Annotated in this window: 12 protein-coding genes; 4 read left to right on the top strand and 8 right to left on the bottom strand. The window is 38.5% G+C overall.

All coding sequences use genetic code 11. From position 1 onward, the window contains the following. Window positions 1-167: 167 nt before the first annotated feature. The 4 genes from AB4J89_RS08620 to AB4J89_RS08605 form a co-directional block, all read right to left on the bottom strand. Window positions 168-1,454, bottom strand: a complete 1,287-nt coding sequence (locus AB4J89_RS08620; RefSeq protein WP_311755234.1) for a S8 family peptidase — start codon at window positions 1,452-1,454, stop codon at window positions 168-170. A gap of 115 nt (window positions 1,455-1,569) precedes the next feature. Then, a complete protein-coding gene (gene cbrC, locus AB4J89_RS08615) occupies window positions 1,570-2,157 on the bottom strand; it encodes a PF03691 family colicin E2 tolerance protein CbrC (RefSeq protein ID WP_368468932.1) in 588 nt (195 codons plus the stop codon). Between the two features lie 25 nt (window positions 2,158-2,182). Beyond that, window positions 2,183-2,698, bottom strand: a complete 516-nt coding sequence (locus AB4J89_RS08610; RefSeq protein ID WP_368468930.1) for a hypothetical protein — start codon at window positions 2,696-2,698, stop codon at window positions 2,183-2,185. A 32-nt stretch (window positions 2,699-2,730) separates the two neighbouring features. Then, window positions 2,731-3,936, bottom strand: coding sequence for an ATP/GTP-binding protein (locus AB4J89_RS08605; protein ID WP_368468928.1), 1,206 nt, complete (start codon window positions 3,934-3,936; stop codon window positions 2,731-2,733). Between the two features lie 245 nt (window positions 3,937-4,181). Here AB4J89_RS08605 and dusA point away from each other — a divergent pair, with 245 nt between their 5' ends. After that, window positions 4,182-5,216 (top strand): tRNA dihydrouridine(20/20a) synthase DusA, encoded by a 1,035-nt coding sequence (gene dusA / locus AB4J89_RS08600; protein ID WP_368468926.1) that lies wholly within the window; start codon window positions 4,182-4,184, stop codon window positions 5,214-5,216. A gap of 67 nt (window positions 5,217-5,283) precedes the next feature. Here the strand turns inward: dusA and AB4J89_RS08595 are convergent, their stop codons facing one another. After that, window positions 5,284-6,267 carry a quinone oxidoreductase gene (locus AB4J89_RS08595; RefSeq protein WP_311755231.1) on the bottom strand — a complete coding sequence of 328 codons (984 nt, stop codon included), beginning with the start codon at window positions 6,265-6,267 and terminating at the stop codon, window positions 5,284-5,286. 152 nt (window positions 6,268-6,419) lie between these two features. On the opposite strand from AB4J89_RS08595, the gene dnaB reads away from it, so the two are divergent. Genes dnaB through AB4J89_RS08580 form a run of 3 tightly spaced genes read left to right on the top strand, consistent with a single transcriptional unit; the run spans window position 6,420 to window position 10,211 of the window. Beyond that, window positions 6,420-7,829: a replicative DNA helicase gene (gene dnaB / locus AB4J89_RS08590; protein ID WP_036934568.1), complete on the top strand. Its 1,410-nt coding sequence runs from the start codon at window positions 6,420-6,422 to the stop codon at window positions 7,827-7,829. 40 nt (window positions 7,830-7,869) lie between these two features. Beyond that, window positions 7,870-8,961 (top strand): alanine racemase, encoded by a 1,092-nt coding sequence (gene alr, locus AB4J89_RS08585; protein ID WP_311755230.1) that lies wholly within the window; start codon window positions 7,870-7,872, stop codon window positions 8,959-8,961. Between the two features lie 53 nt (window positions 8,962-9,014). Further along, window positions 9,015-10,211: an amino acid aminotransferase gene (locus AB4J89_RS08580; RefSeq protein WP_088494421.1), complete on the top strand. Its 1,197-nt coding sequence runs from the start codon at window positions 9,015-9,017 to the stop codon at window positions 10,209-10,211. 105 nt (window positions 10,212-10,316) lie between these two features. Here the strand turns inward: AB4J89_RS08580 and AB4J89_RS08575 are convergent, their stop codons facing one another. The 3 genes from AB4J89_RS08575 to uvrA all read right to left on the bottom strand — a co-directional run bounded on the left by AB4J89_RS08575 (window position 10,317) and on the right by uvrA (window position 16,565). Beyond that, window positions 10,317-11,666, bottom strand: coding sequence for a serine dehydratase subunit alpha family protein (locus AB4J89_RS08575; protein ID WP_088494420.1), 1,350 nt, complete (start codon window positions 11,664-11,666; stop codon window positions 10,317-10,319). Between the two features lie 64 nt (window positions 11,667-11,730). Then, window positions 11,731-13,062, bottom strand: a complete 1,332-nt coding sequence (locus AB4J89_RS08570) for an amino acid permease (protein ID WP_088494419.1) — start codon at window positions 13,060-13,062, stop codon at window positions 11,731-11,733. Between the two features lie 668 nt (window positions 13,063-13,730). Then, entirely contained in the window at window positions 13,731-16,565 is a 2,835-nt protein-coding gene (gene uvrA, locus AB4J89_RS08565) for an excinuclease ABC subunit UvrA (RefSeq protein ID WP_088494418.1), read from the bottom strand. Window positions 16,566-16,570 lie beyond the last annotated feature (5 nt).

Below are 16,570 nucleotides of genomic sequence, written 5' to 3'. Positions count from 1 at the left end.
AACGCTATTTTATGATTGTTATTTATACAAAAAAGTGGATTAAATTGTACTTATTTTTAGATCCCTATCTTAATTATGATGATAAAAACTTTATATATCATAGAGATGAACTTTAAATAACACCTCCTAATATTTAGAAGGTGCTAAAAGAATTAATACTATTGTACTTAATGACGTTTTATTAGTTTTTTTAAATACAGAATTGCGTTATTCACATTGGGTAAAGGCCCAATTTTGTCATTTAACAGTGGAAAAGTACCTGTTCTAATTAATAAGTCACGCATTTGTATCGGCGTTAACACACTGTTTGTATGGTCTTTATACCAAGATTGGATCACAGCGGCAGCTCCTGCAACTAAAGCACTGGCTGACGATGTACCACTAAAATTAGCCGTATAAGTATGGTTATCGTCACTTCGAAACAGATCACCATAACCTGCGGTTGCAACATCCTCTCCCCACGCTTGTACATGAATAGGTGAACCATGCGTTGAGAAAGGTAATCGATTTAATGTATAAGGCGAACCAGCACCAACACGTATTGAATTATTATCATAACGTTGTCGATAACTTTCATAAGCAGGCAAATCTAGATCTACCCCTCCATTACCTGCCGCCATAATCACAATAATCCCAGCATCGGTTAAGGCGCGAGTCGCCTCCCAAATATGCATTTCATAATCCGCAGGTACGTAAGCTTGATGCTCGCAGATTGTCTGCATTTCATATAACACGATATCACCAGCATGTAGTATGCGTTTACTCGCGATGATCGCATCAATACGTCCACAAGTTAATTCGGAGATGGCATAAAACATATCTAATTTATAAGCGAGTCCAGTGATCCCTTTACCATCATTTTTCCCCATAATTAAGCCAGCTACTGCCGTTCCATGATCTGCCTGACTGGTTTTTTCATTAAAAGGTAATAATGATGTAATGTTATCCGTTGATAAATCATGATGAGAAAGATTAAAATCCCATTCAATATCAGCAACTTGTATTCCTTGCCCATAGGCTTCTTGTTCCCATGCTTCGCAAATTCCTAGCCCTTTAATTTTATTAATATTCACCGTTTTTTCTGGTGTATTTAGATATTGCTGATATTGAGTAAAGTCAGGCGTAATATTAGGAGGTTCAATAGGCTGTATAGGCACTGTTTGTATATATTCAATATCAGGGTGTTGTTTTAATACTTTAATAATTTCATCGAAAGCATAATGATTATTCTCTGGTAAATTAAGATAATAATATTTATTTAGATCATTAAAGTTTATTGAGATAGAATCAATATGACTTCTAGGTGGTAATTGATGAACAGATGAAATTACTGGAACTAAAGATATATTAGTTAAAAGGGAATGATGCATTTCATGGGAAGTAGGAAATGACAGATTTTTATTATCACAATCAAGATTGTTTAATTTTATAAGTATCTTTCTTTTAATGTTCATATTCAATGCTCCTCTTTTTATTTTTTCGCTTTATAGCGTAAAATATTGAGCAATGACTATTTCCATTTTTAATAGAGATAATATAAATAGGTTATTTTAAAAAAATTAATATTTTTTAACTAAAATCGATATGTAGACGTAGTTTTCCACAACAACAACACTTAAATAAATAACCTTGGCAATGGTCTCCATTGGTTAAATTATTAGGTAAGTCATCCATATTCATACCTATTTCACCAATATCGTCTTCCAAAGAAACAAATTCATCCAATTTATCAGCAATATCTTCCCACCCAACATAACCAACAAATGCACAAAGATCGCCACAATGTGTAAGCCAATGTTCTTGTTGCCATCCTTGATATCCCGGCGTTCTACGGATCAACTCTTCAAGATTTTCTTTAGGTACACCTGATTGATAACCTGAATATTCACCGTTACTGTCATAGGTTGATAATGTTCCTTCAACAGAGGAGAAATCTTGAAAATCACCTTCAAATTTTTCACTGGCAGAGCCATCTGCGATACACCAAGGACAAAGTGCTTCAATATCATCAACACTAAAAAAAGGCCCTTCGTAGTAAATATCAGTTTCCTTTCCACAACAATCACATATAACGGTATCATCTGTGATAAAAGCACCTGTTTTTATCGGTTCAGGGTGATATTTAAAATAAGGTAATGCTCTTTTTTCTATTGGCATTATGTTTTCCTATTTTGTTTTTTGGCTATTCATCTTCGATTTGGTAAAAAAGATGATCTTTATCTAGAAAAACAATATAAAACGTATTCGTATCGAATTGCACTTTATATTTTTCAGTTAAATGATTAAAAGTCGATGGATGGATCACAAAACCAATAAGCCGCACTTTATTGCCTAATCTAAATCTTGCCCAATGAGCATCTTCAGGTACAAATGCGGGATGTTTAAAAACCGTATTTCTAGGAAATTTTCCATAATATTCAAGTATTTTAAGCCCACCGCTACCAACACGCTGGTTCTGCCAATAATTTAATGGTTCCTTTGTATATTCTTTTAGTTTTTCCATTAAATTTTCAAGTGATGAAATACCAATATTATTATTCCAATCAGTAAAGCTTTGTCCCGCTTCCTGATCAGCACCAAAATAAGCAAAATTAAACTTACACTTACTCTCAATACCTGATTTATCAATGGTATAATGAGGAATATCCTTAATAAAGTCTCTGACTAATCTATTATTTTTAAAATTCTTTTTAATCATTTAACATCCTTTTACTTTATTAGATTATTTCATTAAAAAAAAGCTTTAGGAACACCTCCGATTTTCCCTTTATTATAAAAAGGAGATATTGCTCTATCATTTCTTAATAAAGGAATTTCATCTAAACGATAACAATAACTTTCATTATTTTCTTTATTTACTAATAGCGTCTGATATCGTCCTAACTTATCGATTATTTCAGTATTATGTGTAGTAACAATAAGCTGAGCACCTTTAGTATTAATTGATAAATCTGTAAATAAATTAATAATTTCTGGTAATATCATAGCATGTAAATGAAGATCAAATTCATCTACAATTAATAACCCTCCACTCTTCAATATAGCCCAATAGTTAAAAAGAACATTAAATAGTGTTTTTGTGCCCATAGATTCATCTGAATAAATAAGGTTAAATTCCTTATCACCATATTTATGAATAAACAAAGGAAAATCGACATTATTACCAGATGCGTCTTTTACTGTTTCAATGATAATATCACTAATTCCATCATCACTATTTTTTATTATCTTTTTAACAAAATCTAGAGCATCTAAATTATTTTTATAGAAAGAAGCTCTAATATACTTAGTATTTTCTTCAAAATCCTTTTTTAATCCGTCATAGCCGACATTAAAAATAAATAAGTCAAAGAAATTTTTTATATTAAGTAGATCAGTCATTTTTTTATTAAAACTAAAATCCGTGATTAAGCTAATTATAGATTGATCTCCTTTTAATTTTATTCTTTTTAACTCTTGATACTCTGATATACAAGAAACAATTTTATTTTTATATCTTTCAATAAATACAACATCTTTACTTCCATCTTCATTTTTATTTCTAATTAAAATTTCTTTTTTAATTCCTTCTTTTGTTATTTCTAAACCATAATAATAAATCATACCTTCTATTTCCAGTTCGATATAAAATTCTATATTCTCTTTAGAAAAGAAAAATGATTCTATGGGTATACGCACTTCCTCACTGTTTTCTAGTGTATTAAAATACTTTGTAGTCATTCTTTTTGTAACGAAACAAAATAGAAAAGAAAGCGCTTTGAGAATATTTGTTTTACCTGAACCATTAGCACCTTTAATACCGATAACAGTACCAATATGTTTACCATGAGAAATATTGATTGGTGTATTACCATCATATTCAAAGCTAATTTCAGCGCCTTGTTTGAAACTTGAGAAATTTTTAAAACCAAAGCGCCTAATCATTATTTGAATCATCCATTCTCTATCAAACCTTTGAGGATTGTACAATAAATAGACCAGTCAAATATACTTTTTTTGTCATTTTTGTCAAAAGTAGCCAATTGAATTATTTATTCTCTTAACAACCATACTTCTTTAAGTATATATCTAGCATCAGATCCAGCATGTGTAAGCTATCCTCTATGCTATAATACGCGCTCATTTTATCTCCTTAACAATTTAGAGATAATCACCGCCTAAATAGACGAAAGAATTACAACATGTCAGAAAATATAGAACTCAATAAATCAACAGAACATCATGATGTTAATAGCAATTCAAAAGAATATAATTTGAACCGCTTCTCTGTTGCGCCGATGCTCGACTGGACTGATCGTCATTGTCGTTATTTCTTTCGTCAATTAAGTAAAAATACGTTGCTCTATACTGAAATGGTCACAACGGGTGCCATTATTCATGGTAAAGGTGACTATCTAAAATACAGTGAAGAAGAACATCCAGTCTCTTTACAGTTAGGTGGAAGCGATCCTCAAGCGTTAGCGCAATGTGCAAAATTGGCGCAAGAACGTGGCTATGATGAAATTAATTTAAATGTGGGTTGTCCTTCAGATCGCGTACAAAATGGGCGCTTTGGTGCTTGTTTAATGGGAGATGCACAACTCGTCTCTGACTGTGTGAAAGCCATGCACGATGTCGTTGATATTCCTGTTACAGTAAAAACACGTATCGGGATCGACGACCAAGATAGCTATGAATTTCTCTGTGATTTTATTGATACTGTTAGCCGAGATAATAACTGCGATACCTTTATTATTCATGCACGTAAAGCATGGTTATCGGGTTTAAGCCCGAAAGAGAATCGAGAGGTTCCGCCTTTAGATTATCCTCGTGTTTATCAATTAAAACGTGATTTCTCGCATCTTACCATGGCAATTAATGGTGGCATTAAGTCATTAGAAGAAGCAAAGGAGCACTTAAAATATATGGATGGTGTTATGGTTGGTCGTGAGGCTTATCAAAACCCGTCAATTCTAGCACATGTCGATCATGAGCTTTTTGATAATCAGTTACCTATTGCTGATGCAGTCGCAGCAGTAAGAGCAATGTATCCTTATATTGAAAAAGAGCTTTCACAAGGCACTTATTTAGGTCATGTAACTCGTCATATGTTGGGAATTTTTCAAGGTATTCCGGGTGCTAGACAATGGCGTCGTCATTTAAGTGAAAATGCTCACAAACAAGGCGCTGATTTATCTGTTTTAGAAAATGCACTTAAATTTGTGACTGAAAAATAATTGATACATAAGTATTTAAAACCTGTTTAATGGATTTCAAACAGGTTTTAAATCTTACAAACAATGATTAAGGAATAAGTAAGCTTGATCCTTGAGATTGTCTACTTTCAAGATAACGGTGTGCATCTTTCGCATCTGCTAACGCAAATTTCTGATTATCTGGCACACTGACATCAATTTTACCGCTACCAATTAACGCAAATAACGCTTCACTTGCAGCATCTAGCTCTTCACGTGTTGTGATATAACCCGAAATAGATGGACGCGTGACATACAAAGAGCCTTTTTTATTGAGAATACCTAAATCAACACCAGTTACTGCACCTGATGCGTTACCAAAACTCACCATTAAGCCACGATGCTGCAAACAGTCTAATGAATCTAACCAAGTTGCTTTACCAACAGAATCATAAACAACAGGTACTTTTTGGTTATTTGTTAGTGTCAAAACACGTTCTACAATCGACTCAGTCTGGTAATTAATCACTTCCCATGCGCCTGCGGCTTTTGCTTTGGCAACTTTTTCATCACTACCTGCTGTACCAATCATTTTTGCACCAATTGCTTTCGCCCATTGGCTTGCAATTAAACCAACACCACCAGCAGCTGCGTGGAATAAGAAGGTTTCACCTGCTTGTAATTTATAGGTTTCATTGAAGAGATAATAAACCGTTAATCCTTTTAAGAAAGAGGCTGCGGCTTGTTCAAAAGAGATATTATCAGGCAGACGTGCCACTTTATTTTCTGGTACATTATGCGTATCGCTATAAGCCCCTAGCGGAGATTGTGCATACACAACTCTGTCCCCTTCTTTTAGTGAAGTCACTTTAGCACCTGTTTTAATAACAATGCCTGCGGCTTCAGTACCTAATCCACTAGGGAATTGGCTTACAGGGTATAACCCGCTACGTACATAAGTATCAATATAGTTAATACCAATTGCCTTGTTGGCAACCTGAACTTCGTGATCACCAAGAGAAGCTGGTGTGAATGTTGCTAGTTCGAGAACATCAGCACTGCCATGAGCTGCAAATTGAATACGTTTAGCCATTGCTATCTCCTTATAGGATGAGAGGTTAAATAAGCGAGCTCTAAAGACCTTTAGAGATAATGACAAAGGATAGCTATTTCTACAAGGCACAGATAATTGGGTTAGCGTATACTAGAGCGTACTGACACTTTTTCGATTTTTATGCAGGATTTATGGCCAGAAATAAGACCACTGACAAGCTGATGTCTGATATCAAAGACCGACAAATGGAGGGATTAAAGCTACCTCCCCATTCGCTGGAAGCAGAGCAGTCCGTGTTAGGCGGTCTGATGATAGATAATGAACGTTGGGATAATGTTTCTGAACGTGTCACCGCAGAAGACTTTTATAGTCGACCTCATCGTACTATTTTCTCGCAAATGCAACGCTTGCTGGAATTAGGTAAACCTATCGACCTTATTACGCTATCAGAAGCATTAGAACAAAATGCCGAGCTAGACAGTGTGGGTGGTTTTGCTTATTTAGCTGAGCTTTCAAAAAATACGCCAAGTGCAGCAAACATCAATGCTTATGCGGATATCGTCCGAGAGCGTGCAGTGGTTCGCGATATGATAAAAGTCGCCAACGAAATTGCAGATGCCGGTTTTGATCCTCAAGGGCGCACCAGTGAAGATCTACTCGACTTCGCTGAATCAAGAGTGTTCCAAATTGCTGAAACTCGTGCCAATAAAGACGAAGGCCCAAAAGCGATAGAGGCAATTTTAGAAGAGACCGTTGAGAAAATAGAACAGCTCTATCAAAAACCTCATGATGGTGTCACAGGGGTTTCAAGTGGTTATCAAGATCTTGATAAGAAAACCGCAGGATTACAGAAATCCGATTTAATTATTGTCGCCGCACGTCCTTCAATGGGTAAAACCACATTTGCCATGAACTTATGTGAAAATGCGGCAATGACAGAAGAAAAACCTGTACTTATCTTCAGCTTAGAGATGCCCGGCAACCAGATCATGATGCGTATGTTGGCGTCATTATCCCGCGTTGATCAGACAAGAATTCGTACTGGTCAGCTTGATGATGAAGATTGGGCACGTATTTCAAGCACGATGGGTATTTTGCTTGAAAAACGTAATATGTATATCGATGACTCGTCGGGCTTAACACCAACAGAAGTACGCTCTCGTGCTCGTCGAATTTATCGTGAACATGGCGGTTTAAGCCTTATCATGATTGACTACTTGCAGCTAATGAGAGTACCTTCATTATCTGAAAACAGAACACTAGAAATTGCTGAAATTTCTCGTTCTTTAAAAGCGTTAGCTAAAGAATTACAAGTTCCCGTGGTTGCTCTATCACAGTTAAACCGTAGTTTGGAACAACGTGCTGATAAACGCCCTGTTAACTCCGACTTACGTGAATCAGGCTCTATTGAGCAAGATGCTGACCTTATCATGTTTATTTACCGTGACGAGGTTTATCACGAAAGTAGCGATTTAAAAGGTGTTGCAGAAATCATCATCGGTAAACAACGTAACGGCCCAATTGGTACGGTAAGGCTTACCTTTAACGGTCAATGGTCACGCTTTGATAACTATGCTGGCCCTGCTTACGACGATGAATAATCACTAACCTTGACTTAATTAAAGGAAGTATTGGAATAATATGAAAGCGGCAACCGCAGTGATAGATCGCCGCGCTCTGCGTCACAATTTTCAGCATGTGAGAGACTATGCCCCACATAGCCACCTGATAGCTGTCGTGAAAGCAAACGCTTATGGTCATGGGTTATTAGAAACAGCATATACCTTAATGGATAATGCTGATTGTTTTGGTGTTGCACGTATTGGTGAAGCATTAACCTTACGAAGTGGGGGTATTGTAAAACCCATTCTTCTGTTAGAAGGCTTTTTTGATGTCGTTGACCTACCGATTTTAGTCGTCAACCACATTGAAACCGTTGTTCATAGTCAAGAACAATTAGAAGCATTAGAACAGGCTGATTTAGATGAACCCGTTAAAGTATGGATGAAAATCGATACGGGTATGCATCGTTTAGGAGTACGTCCTGAAGACGCACAAGCCTTTTATTTACGGCTTTCCGCCTGTAAAAATGTACAACAACCTGTCAATATTGTGAGCCATTTTAGTCGCGCTGATGAACCTGAGGTTCCTGAAGCGACACAAAAACAAATCTCACTATTTCAAGATTTTATTCAAGATAAAGCCGGTGATAAGTCTATCGCAGCTTCTGCTGGTATTTTATTTTGGCCTCAAGTCCATTATCAGTGGGTTCGCCCCGGCATTATCACTTATGGTATCTCTCCTACTGGTGATGAAAGAACGGGTAAAGACTTTGGTTTAACCCCTGCAATGACGCTAAAAACAAGCCTTATTGCTGTTCGTAAGCATAAAGCTGGTGAGCCTGTTGGTTATGGTGGCACATGGATAAGTGAAAAAGACACTTATCTTGGTGTGATCGCGATTGGCTATGGTGATGGCTATCCTCGTAGCGCACCTTCAGGTACTCCTGTGTGGATCAATGGTCGAAAAGTGCCTATTGTTGGGCGTGTTTCGATGGATATGATCAGCGTCGATTTGGGCACTGAACTGATTGATAGTGTTGGTGATGAAGCTATTTTATGGGGAGATGTGTTGCCCGTAGAAGAAATTGCCAAATATAGTGGTATTAGCGCCTATGAGTTGATTACCAAATTAACCTCGCGCGTCATCATGGAATACCTAGACGAACAATAATACACACGATATTGTATCCCTATGACACACTAAAAGTGATTGGAGAAGAAGCCGTGTTTCAACAGGTTGAAGCGTTTCCGGGAGATCCGATTCTCTCATTGATGGATGTTTATAACAAAGACCCACGTCAGGATAAAATTAATTTAAGCATTGGTCTTTATTATGACGAAGAAGGCAAGACCCCTATTTTAGGAACAGTTTCAGTTGCACGTCAGCAACTCAATGCCATGACACCCACCGCAACACTTTATTTACCAATGGAAGGGCTGGCGCCTTATCGTAGCGAAATTCAAGATCTCCTTTTCGGTGCAGATAATCCTCTAATTGCAGAAAAGAAAATTGCCACAATCCAAACATTAGGTGGATCAGGTGCATTAAAAGTGGGTGCTGATTTTCTGCATCGCTATTTCCCAGGATCAGAAGTGTGGATAAGTGATCCAACTTGGGATAATCATGGTTCTATTTTTGCGGGCTCAGGTTTCAAAGTGAATCACTACCCTTACTTTGATCCTGAAACCAAAGGCGTAAAATTTGAAGCTCTGTTAGATTGCTTTAAAAAACTGCCTGAAAAAAGCATTGTATTGATGCACCCTTGTTGCCATAACCCAACCGGCTCTGATCTGACTAAAGATCAATGGGATCAAGTCACTGAAGTATTAAAAGCTCGCCAAGCAATTCCATTCTTAGATATTGCTTATCAAGGCTTTGCCGAAAATTTAGATGAAGATGCTTATGCTATTCGTACTATGGCAAAAGCAGGACTACCGATACTTATCAGTAACTCTTTTTCAAAAATATTTGGGATCTACGGTGAACGCGCAGGCGGATTATCCATTGTTTGTGAGAATGCCACTGAATGCGAACACGTACTGGGTCAGCTAAAAGCGGGTGTACGCCGTATCTATTCAAGCCCTGCAAACTATGGTGCACAAATTGTCAATAAAGTGCTATCAGACCAAGTTTTAACTGCACAATGGCAAAAAGAAGTCGCACATATGCGTGACCGTATTAAAGAGATGCGCGTGACTTTAGTCGAAGCTTTAAAAGTTGCCCTACCTGAAAAGAATTTTGATCATCTATTAACTCAACGCGGTATGTTTAGCTATACCGGCTTTACACAAGCACAAGTTGATAGATTACGTGACGAATTTGGTATTTATCTTGTCGGTACAGGTCGTGTTTGTATGGCAGGTGTTAATACAGGTAATGTTCAACGCATTGCTCAAGCCTTTGCCGCTGTAAGTATCTAAGCTAATCAACGTGATTTCATGATAAAAAAATACCTGCCTATTCTCATAAGCAGGTATTTCTTTTTACTGCATAACAACATCACTGTCGCTTTAGGTTTTCGCCTTTTATATATTGACAGCTTGCTTCTTTTCCCCAGCATTACGACGCGCTTTTTCTTCCATAATCTCAATGATTTGAATATCTGTATGTTGCATTGCACGGCTGGCTAATGCACAGAGATTCGCTATTGAGCTATCGACATCGTCACTGACAATACCATCAGTACCCGCAACACTTTGATTTTGCATCGCCATTAATACCGCTTTATAAGCACTCGCTGCACTACTTGATACTTTCATTGCACAGCTATTCGATGCACCATCACAGATAATGCCACTGATATCACCAATCATACTGTTGATAGACATACTGACAGTGGTGAAATCTTTTGTGAGTAACCATGCCATTCCTGCGGCTGCCCCCATTGAAGCGGTTGTTGCAGCACAAAGGGCGGAAAGAGGTGGAAAATGGCTATGAACATAGATTGCCATTAAGTGAGATAAAACCAACGCACGCAGTAAGGTTTCATCATCTGCTTTGATAAATTCAGCAACAACCATCACAGGCAATGTTGCGGCAATCCCCTGATTACCTGAGCCTGAATTACTCATTGCAGGTAATACCGCTCCACCCATGCGAGCATCAGATGCAGCGGATGCTCTGATCATGATTTCATTAAGTAAATCTTTACCTAACAAACCCTTCTCTTGTTGCAGAATTAAGGTACGACCAATGGCTAATCCATAGGTGTTTTGTAGCCCCTCTTCTGATAAAGCACCATTTAAACGAGCGGCATTGAGCATAAACTCAATTTCACTCACTGGCACATTAAGTGCAAAGTTGTAAATATCTTCAGCACAAACATCAGTAAAAGGTTTTTCATCAGTACATTCGCAATTATTGGTAAGCGCTGATTTATCTTCCTCAAAAACAACGTTACCGTTACATTCACAACGAACAACGTGTGTATGTTCTCTTGCGATACTGACGATGGCATAACCAGATTGGCTATACACTTTCGCTTCAGAGTAAAGAACATCTTCACAAGGTGCTTTTACACCCACTGTGACTTTACCTTGAGCAACCAGTGTCTTAGCTTGAGCAACTGCATCTGCGGATGCTTTTAACAAGACTTCCAGCCCTGCATCAGGATCTCCTCCTGTCGCACCCAATGCTGCTGCAATAGGTAGCCCAGCCATTCCCGTTCCCGGCACTGTTACGCCCATTCCGTTTTTCATCAAGTTTGGTGAAACCCAAGCTTCGACACGAACAACAGGCTCGCCTAAAAGTGCGGTTGCTTTCGCGGCTGCCAATGCTAATGAAATCGGCTCAGTACAACCTACTGCGGGCTTAACACCTTCACGTAACTGACGAACAAACTGTGACCATAAATGAGAATTTTTGTTCTGGCTCATAATCTAACACCTTGGATTAATTTAGTTTTTAAAAACAACTCCTAACTAGAACCGAAGTTGGCGACTATGAGAATGCCAAGAACGGAGAGATAACGAGCAGTAAACCGGTAAAGATAATCAGGTAAAGTGACGCACCTTTGTATTTATGTAACATCGGTACTTTGTACACTAAGTATGCAGGGATAAGACAACCCACCATACCGAAGATTGGACTACAAATTGAAGTGAAGCTCAGCACTGGCGCATTAAGGATGATTGCACCCCATGCCAGTAACACAGCGAAAATCATGATGCCGTTTTGTACCCATTTTTGGTTGATTTTCTCTGCTGGGATATAACGTTGCAGGATGTTCATCACAATCCCTTGTGTCGCTTCACGGAAACCTAAGTAGACACCAAAGAACGCAGTCATTACGGCGAAGATGTTCAGCATTACGCTTACAACCGTTACCCAACCACCAGGGAAGAATTTCGCAGCAATCGCTAATGCAGAGATATTTTGCTCATACGCTTTAACCGCTTCATCATGACCCATTGCTAATGTGAATGAGATTGCATAGAAGAAAACAGTACAGAACAACACACCGAAAGCGATGTTCATTGCACGTAGCGCTTTATGACGAGCAACTTCACGGTTTTTATTACGACCACGGTAAGAGATAACCATTGGACTTAATGTTTGGATAAACAGAATTGAAGTCAGTGTAAAAGGTAATGTAATGATTGCTTCTTTGATTAAACGTCCAGCTGGTGGTAATGCACCTACGTTATAAAGATGCCACATACCAATCATGGAGATCCCTAACGCTGCAACAACAAACAGTTTAGTCAGTACCATAAAGCTTGATACTTTAAACAGTAATTGTTCACCACGAGAAGAGATAGCCACTAACGCACAAATCAGGATCAAACCATAGAATGGGTTTTCTGACAGTAAACCTTCAGTAACACCAAATGTTTGTAAGTAAGAAGCACTGTCATTAGTGATAGCTGTTGAGTAAACAAACATCCAAATGACTAACATCACAAAGTAGAGCGCACCTAATAAGATACCCCAGTTTTTACCGAGATAACCGGTGATAACGCTTGGGTAGTCTTTACACTCTGGAGATTCAGCCAACGTATTAATAAATAGACGTTGGAAAAGGTACATAGCCGGATAACCAATGATCGAGGATAGTAGGAAAACCCATAATCCCATCAGACCCACCTGCACAGGCAAAAACACAATACCTGCACCGATAGCCATACCGATACTCATGATAACCCAGCCCACATCATTGCCGTCGAATTTAATTGCCGCACGCCATTCTTGTTCAGTCATACCTGCGCGGCGAGCGCCAGCACTAGTTGCGGGATAGCTTGTGGTCTCTGTTTTTGAGGAAGCCGTTTCCATATTAGTACTCACTTTTTATATTGTAATTGTTAATAGCAAAACGAATTTTTGGGGGTAAAAAAGTCTATCTAACATTGCGATGTCGAAATAGCCTTACTCTTTGCAGGTATTATTTATTATGGGGTAAATGATAGGGAATATTACGGAGAAAAAAGTTGTTATAAATCGTGATAGCCCGAAATGATTTGGAAAAAAATTCTATCGTAAGGAGAAAAGTAGGATTATCTGTTCAAAGAGCACAGTAAATAATAACCTTCCCTCTATTGTAACCTTCATAAAGATACAACGTGTTGATTAATAATGAAAAAGACCTATTGTTATACAATAATAGTCAAGTATAACAATTGAAACAAATCACCAAATAAACTGTGCTGTCCATCACGATATACTATGATAATCCTTTCTATTTAGCTTTGTTATCTCGTATTTGGTTAAAATACTGTTACAAAACAGCATAATTAACCATTTAATCTGCTTTTTATCAAAAAGAGCGATTAATAAGATAAAAATAGATAAGGAAGTGTATAACCAAAAGAGAATGCTTTTTTCGATAGAATTAAATTCTATCATCCTCCACAGATTTACTTTTCTTGAAGAAAGCGCGCTACAAACAGTAAAGCGTTTATTGTCTGTAGCGCTTAGATCATAAGGGAATAAGTGATGTAATCTTAATAACCACGCTCTAAGATTGGTTTTAAGAATCTTGCCGTATGTGAGCCTTCAAACTCAGCAACTTGCTCTGGTGTGCCTGATACTAAAATTTGACCACCACCACTTCCGCCTTCAGGACCCAGATCGACAATCCAGTCCGCGGTTTTGATCACATCAAGATTATGCTCAATAACAACAATGGTATTACCTTGGTCACGTAACTGATGAAGAACTTCAAGCAACAATTCAATATCAGCAAAGTGAAGCCCTGTTGTAGGCTCATCGAGAATATAGAGAGTCTGTCCCGTTCCACGTTTTGACAACTCTTTTGCTAACTTAACCCGCTGAGCTTCACCGCCCGATAAAGTCGTAGCTGATTGTCCTAAACGAATATAAGAAAGACCAACATCAATCAATGTTTGTAGTTTACGAGCTAATGCAGGTACGGCATCAAAGAACTCTCTCGCCTCTTCAATGGTCATATCCAACGTTTCGTGAATATTTTTTCCTTTGTATTTAACTTCAAGGGTTTCACGGTTATAACGCTGACCTTTACATTGATCACAAGGTACATACACATCAGGTAAGAAATGCATTTCAACTTTTAAGACACCGTCGCCTTGGCAAGCTTCACAACGACCACCTTTGACGTTGAAACTGAAACGACCCGGCGTATAACCACGAGTACGAGATTCAGGTACACCCGCAAATAACTCACGAATAGGTGTAAAGACACCGGTGTAAGTTGCAGGGTTTGAACGAGGAGTACGACCAATTGGGCTTTGGTTGATATCAATAACTTTATCGAAATACTCTAGCCCTTCAACATCTAAATAAGGCGCCGGTACACTATTTGTAGCCCCATTTAATTGGCGTTGGGCAATAGGGAATAACGTATCGTTGATAAGCGTTGACTTACCTGATCCTGAAACACCTGTAATGCAGGTAAATAAACCTACTGGTAATTTCAGATTTACATTCTTTAAGTTATTGCCTTTTGCGCCAAGGATAGTCAGCATTTTTTCGCGATCAACAGGTACACGTTGCTCTGGAATTGCGATACGCCGCTCACCACTTAAGAATTTCCCCGTTAATGAATTCGGGTTATTAATGATATCTTCAAGAGTCCCTTGAGCGACAATTTCACCACCATGAACACCTGCACCAGGTCCAATATCAATAACATGATCAGCGGCACGGATAGCATCTTCGTCATGCTCAACGACGATCACAGTGTTACCCAAATTACGTAAGTGGATCAGCGTTTCAAGTAAGCGATCGTTATCTCGTTGATGCAAGCCAATTGAAGGTTCATCCAGCACATACATAACACCAACTAATCCCGCACCAATCTGGCTTGCTAAACGAATACGTTGTGCTTCACCACCTGATAATGTTTCAGCTGAACGAGAAAGTGTGAGGTAATTTAATCCCACATTTACCAAGAATTTTAGTCGGTCACTAATCTCTTTTAAGACTTTTTCTGCAATCTTCGCGCGTTGACCGCTCAATTTCAGATTTTGGAAAAAGGTCATTGCATGACCAATGCTGTAATCGGCTATTTCTGGTAATGTTGTATTTTCAACATACACATGACGTGCTTCTCGGCGTAAACGTGTACCACCACAAGAGGCACATGAGCGATTACTAATATATTTAGAAAGTTCTTCACGCACCGCACTAGATTCTGTCTCGCGGTAACGGCGTTCCATATTATTTAATACACCTTCAAAAGGATGATGACGAACAACAACATCGCCACGATCGTTTGTGTATTTAAATTCAATATTCTCTTTGCCTGAACCCGTTAAAATGACTTTCTGGATATTATCTGGTAACGAATCAAATGGCGCTTCAACATCAAAATGATAATGTTCACCCAATGAGCGAAGCATCTGAAAATAGTAGAAATTACGACGATCCCATCCTTTAATTGCGCCACCAGCAAGAGAGATCTCTCTATTTTGGATCACTAATTCAGGATCAAAAAATTGCTGAACACCTAAGCCATCACAAGTTGGACAAGCACCAGCGGGGTTATTAAAGGAGAATAAACGAGGCTCTAGCTCGCTCATGCTGTAACCGCAAATCGGGCAAGCAAAGTTTGCAGAAAAAACAATATCATCTGCATTGCTATCATCCATATCAGAGATAACGGCGGTACCACCAGAAAGCTCTAATGCGGTTTCAAATGATTCAGCTAAACGTTGAGCCAGATCGTCACGAACCTTAAAGCGGTCAATAACCACTTCAATGGTATGTTTTTTCTGTAATTCTAATGTTGGTGGATCAGAGAGATCGCACACTTCACCATCAATACGAGCACGAATATAACCTTGAGCTGCAAGATTATTAAGTAACTTAATATGCTCGCCTTTACGCTCTTTCACCACTGGTGCTAAAAGCATTAAGCGCTTGCCTTCAGGTTGCTCAAGTACATTATCAACCATTTGGCTGACCGTCTGAGCGGCGAGCGGAATGTCGTGATCAGGACAACGAGGTTCACCAACACGTGCAAATAAGAGACGTAGGTAGTCGTGAATTTCTGTAATCGTTCCCACCGTCGAACGTGGGTTGTGCGACGTAGATTTCTGCTCAATCGAAATAGCGGGAGATAAACCTTCAATATGGTCAACGTCAGGTTTTTCCATCAACGAAAGAAACTGACGAGCATAAGCAGAAAGCGATTCCACATAGCGTCGCTGCCCTTCTGCATAAAGCGTATCAAAGGCTAAAGAAGATTTACCTGAACCAGAAAGCCCCGTAATAACAATCAGTTTATCGCGAGGAATGATCAAGTTGATATTTTTTAGATTATGGGTGCGAGCGCCCCGTACTTCGATTTTATCCATGAATA

Origin of the sequence: Proteus sp. STS61-E, from assembly GCF_040932335.1 — a bacterium.
Lineage (GTDB): Bacteria > Pseudomonadota > Gammaproteobacteria > Enterobacterales > Enterobacteriaceae > Proteus > Proteus mirabilis_B.
This window is presented reverse-complemented; position numbering and strand designations above follow the sequence as displayed.

Excerpts from the sequence above, each read along its gene's own strand:
- AB4J89_RS08620 (WP_311755234.1), bottom strand. The coding sequence starts at position 1,454 with ATGAACATTAAAAGAAAGATACTTATAAAATTAAACAATCTTGATTGT.
- cbrC (WP_368468932.1), bottom strand. The coding sequence starts at position 2,157 with ATGCCAATAGAAAAAAGAGCATTACCTTATTTTAAATATCACCCTGAA.
- AB4J89_RS08610 (WP_368468930.1), bottom strand. The coding sequence starts at position 2,698 with ATGATTAAAAAGAATTTTAAAAATAATAGATTAGTCAGAGACTTTATT.
- AB4J89_RS08605 (WP_368468928.1), bottom strand. The coding sequence starts at position 3,936 with ATGATTCAAATAATGATTAGGCGCTTTGGTTTTAAAAATTTCTCAAGT.
- dusA (WP_368468926.1), top strand. The coding sequence starts at position 4,182 with ATGTCAGAAAATATAGAACTCAATAAATCAACAGAACATCATGATGTT.
- AB4J89_RS08595 (WP_311755231.1), bottom strand. The coding sequence starts at position 6,267 with ATGGCTAAACGTATTCAATTTGCAGCTCATGGCAGTGCTGATGTTCTC.
- dnaB (WP_036934568.1), top strand. The coding sequence starts at position 6,420 with ATGGCCAGAAATAAGACCACTGACAAGCTGATGTCTGATATCAAAGAC.
- alr (WP_311755230.1), top strand. The coding sequence starts at position 7,870 with ATGAAAGCGGCAACCGCAGTGATAGATCGCCGCGCTCTGCGTCACAAT.
- AB4J89_RS08575 (WP_088494420.1), bottom strand. The coding sequence starts at position 11,666 with ATGAGCCAGAACAAAAATTCTCATTTATGGTCACAGTTTGTTCGTCAG.
- AB4J89_RS08570 (WP_088494419.1), bottom strand. The coding sequence starts at position 13,062 with ATGGAAACGGCTTCCTCAAAAACAGAGACCACAAGCTATCCCGCAACT.
- uvrA (WP_088494418.1), bottom strand. The coding sequence starts at position 16,565 with ATGGATAAAATCGAAGTACGGGGCGCTCGCACCCATAATCTAAAAAAT.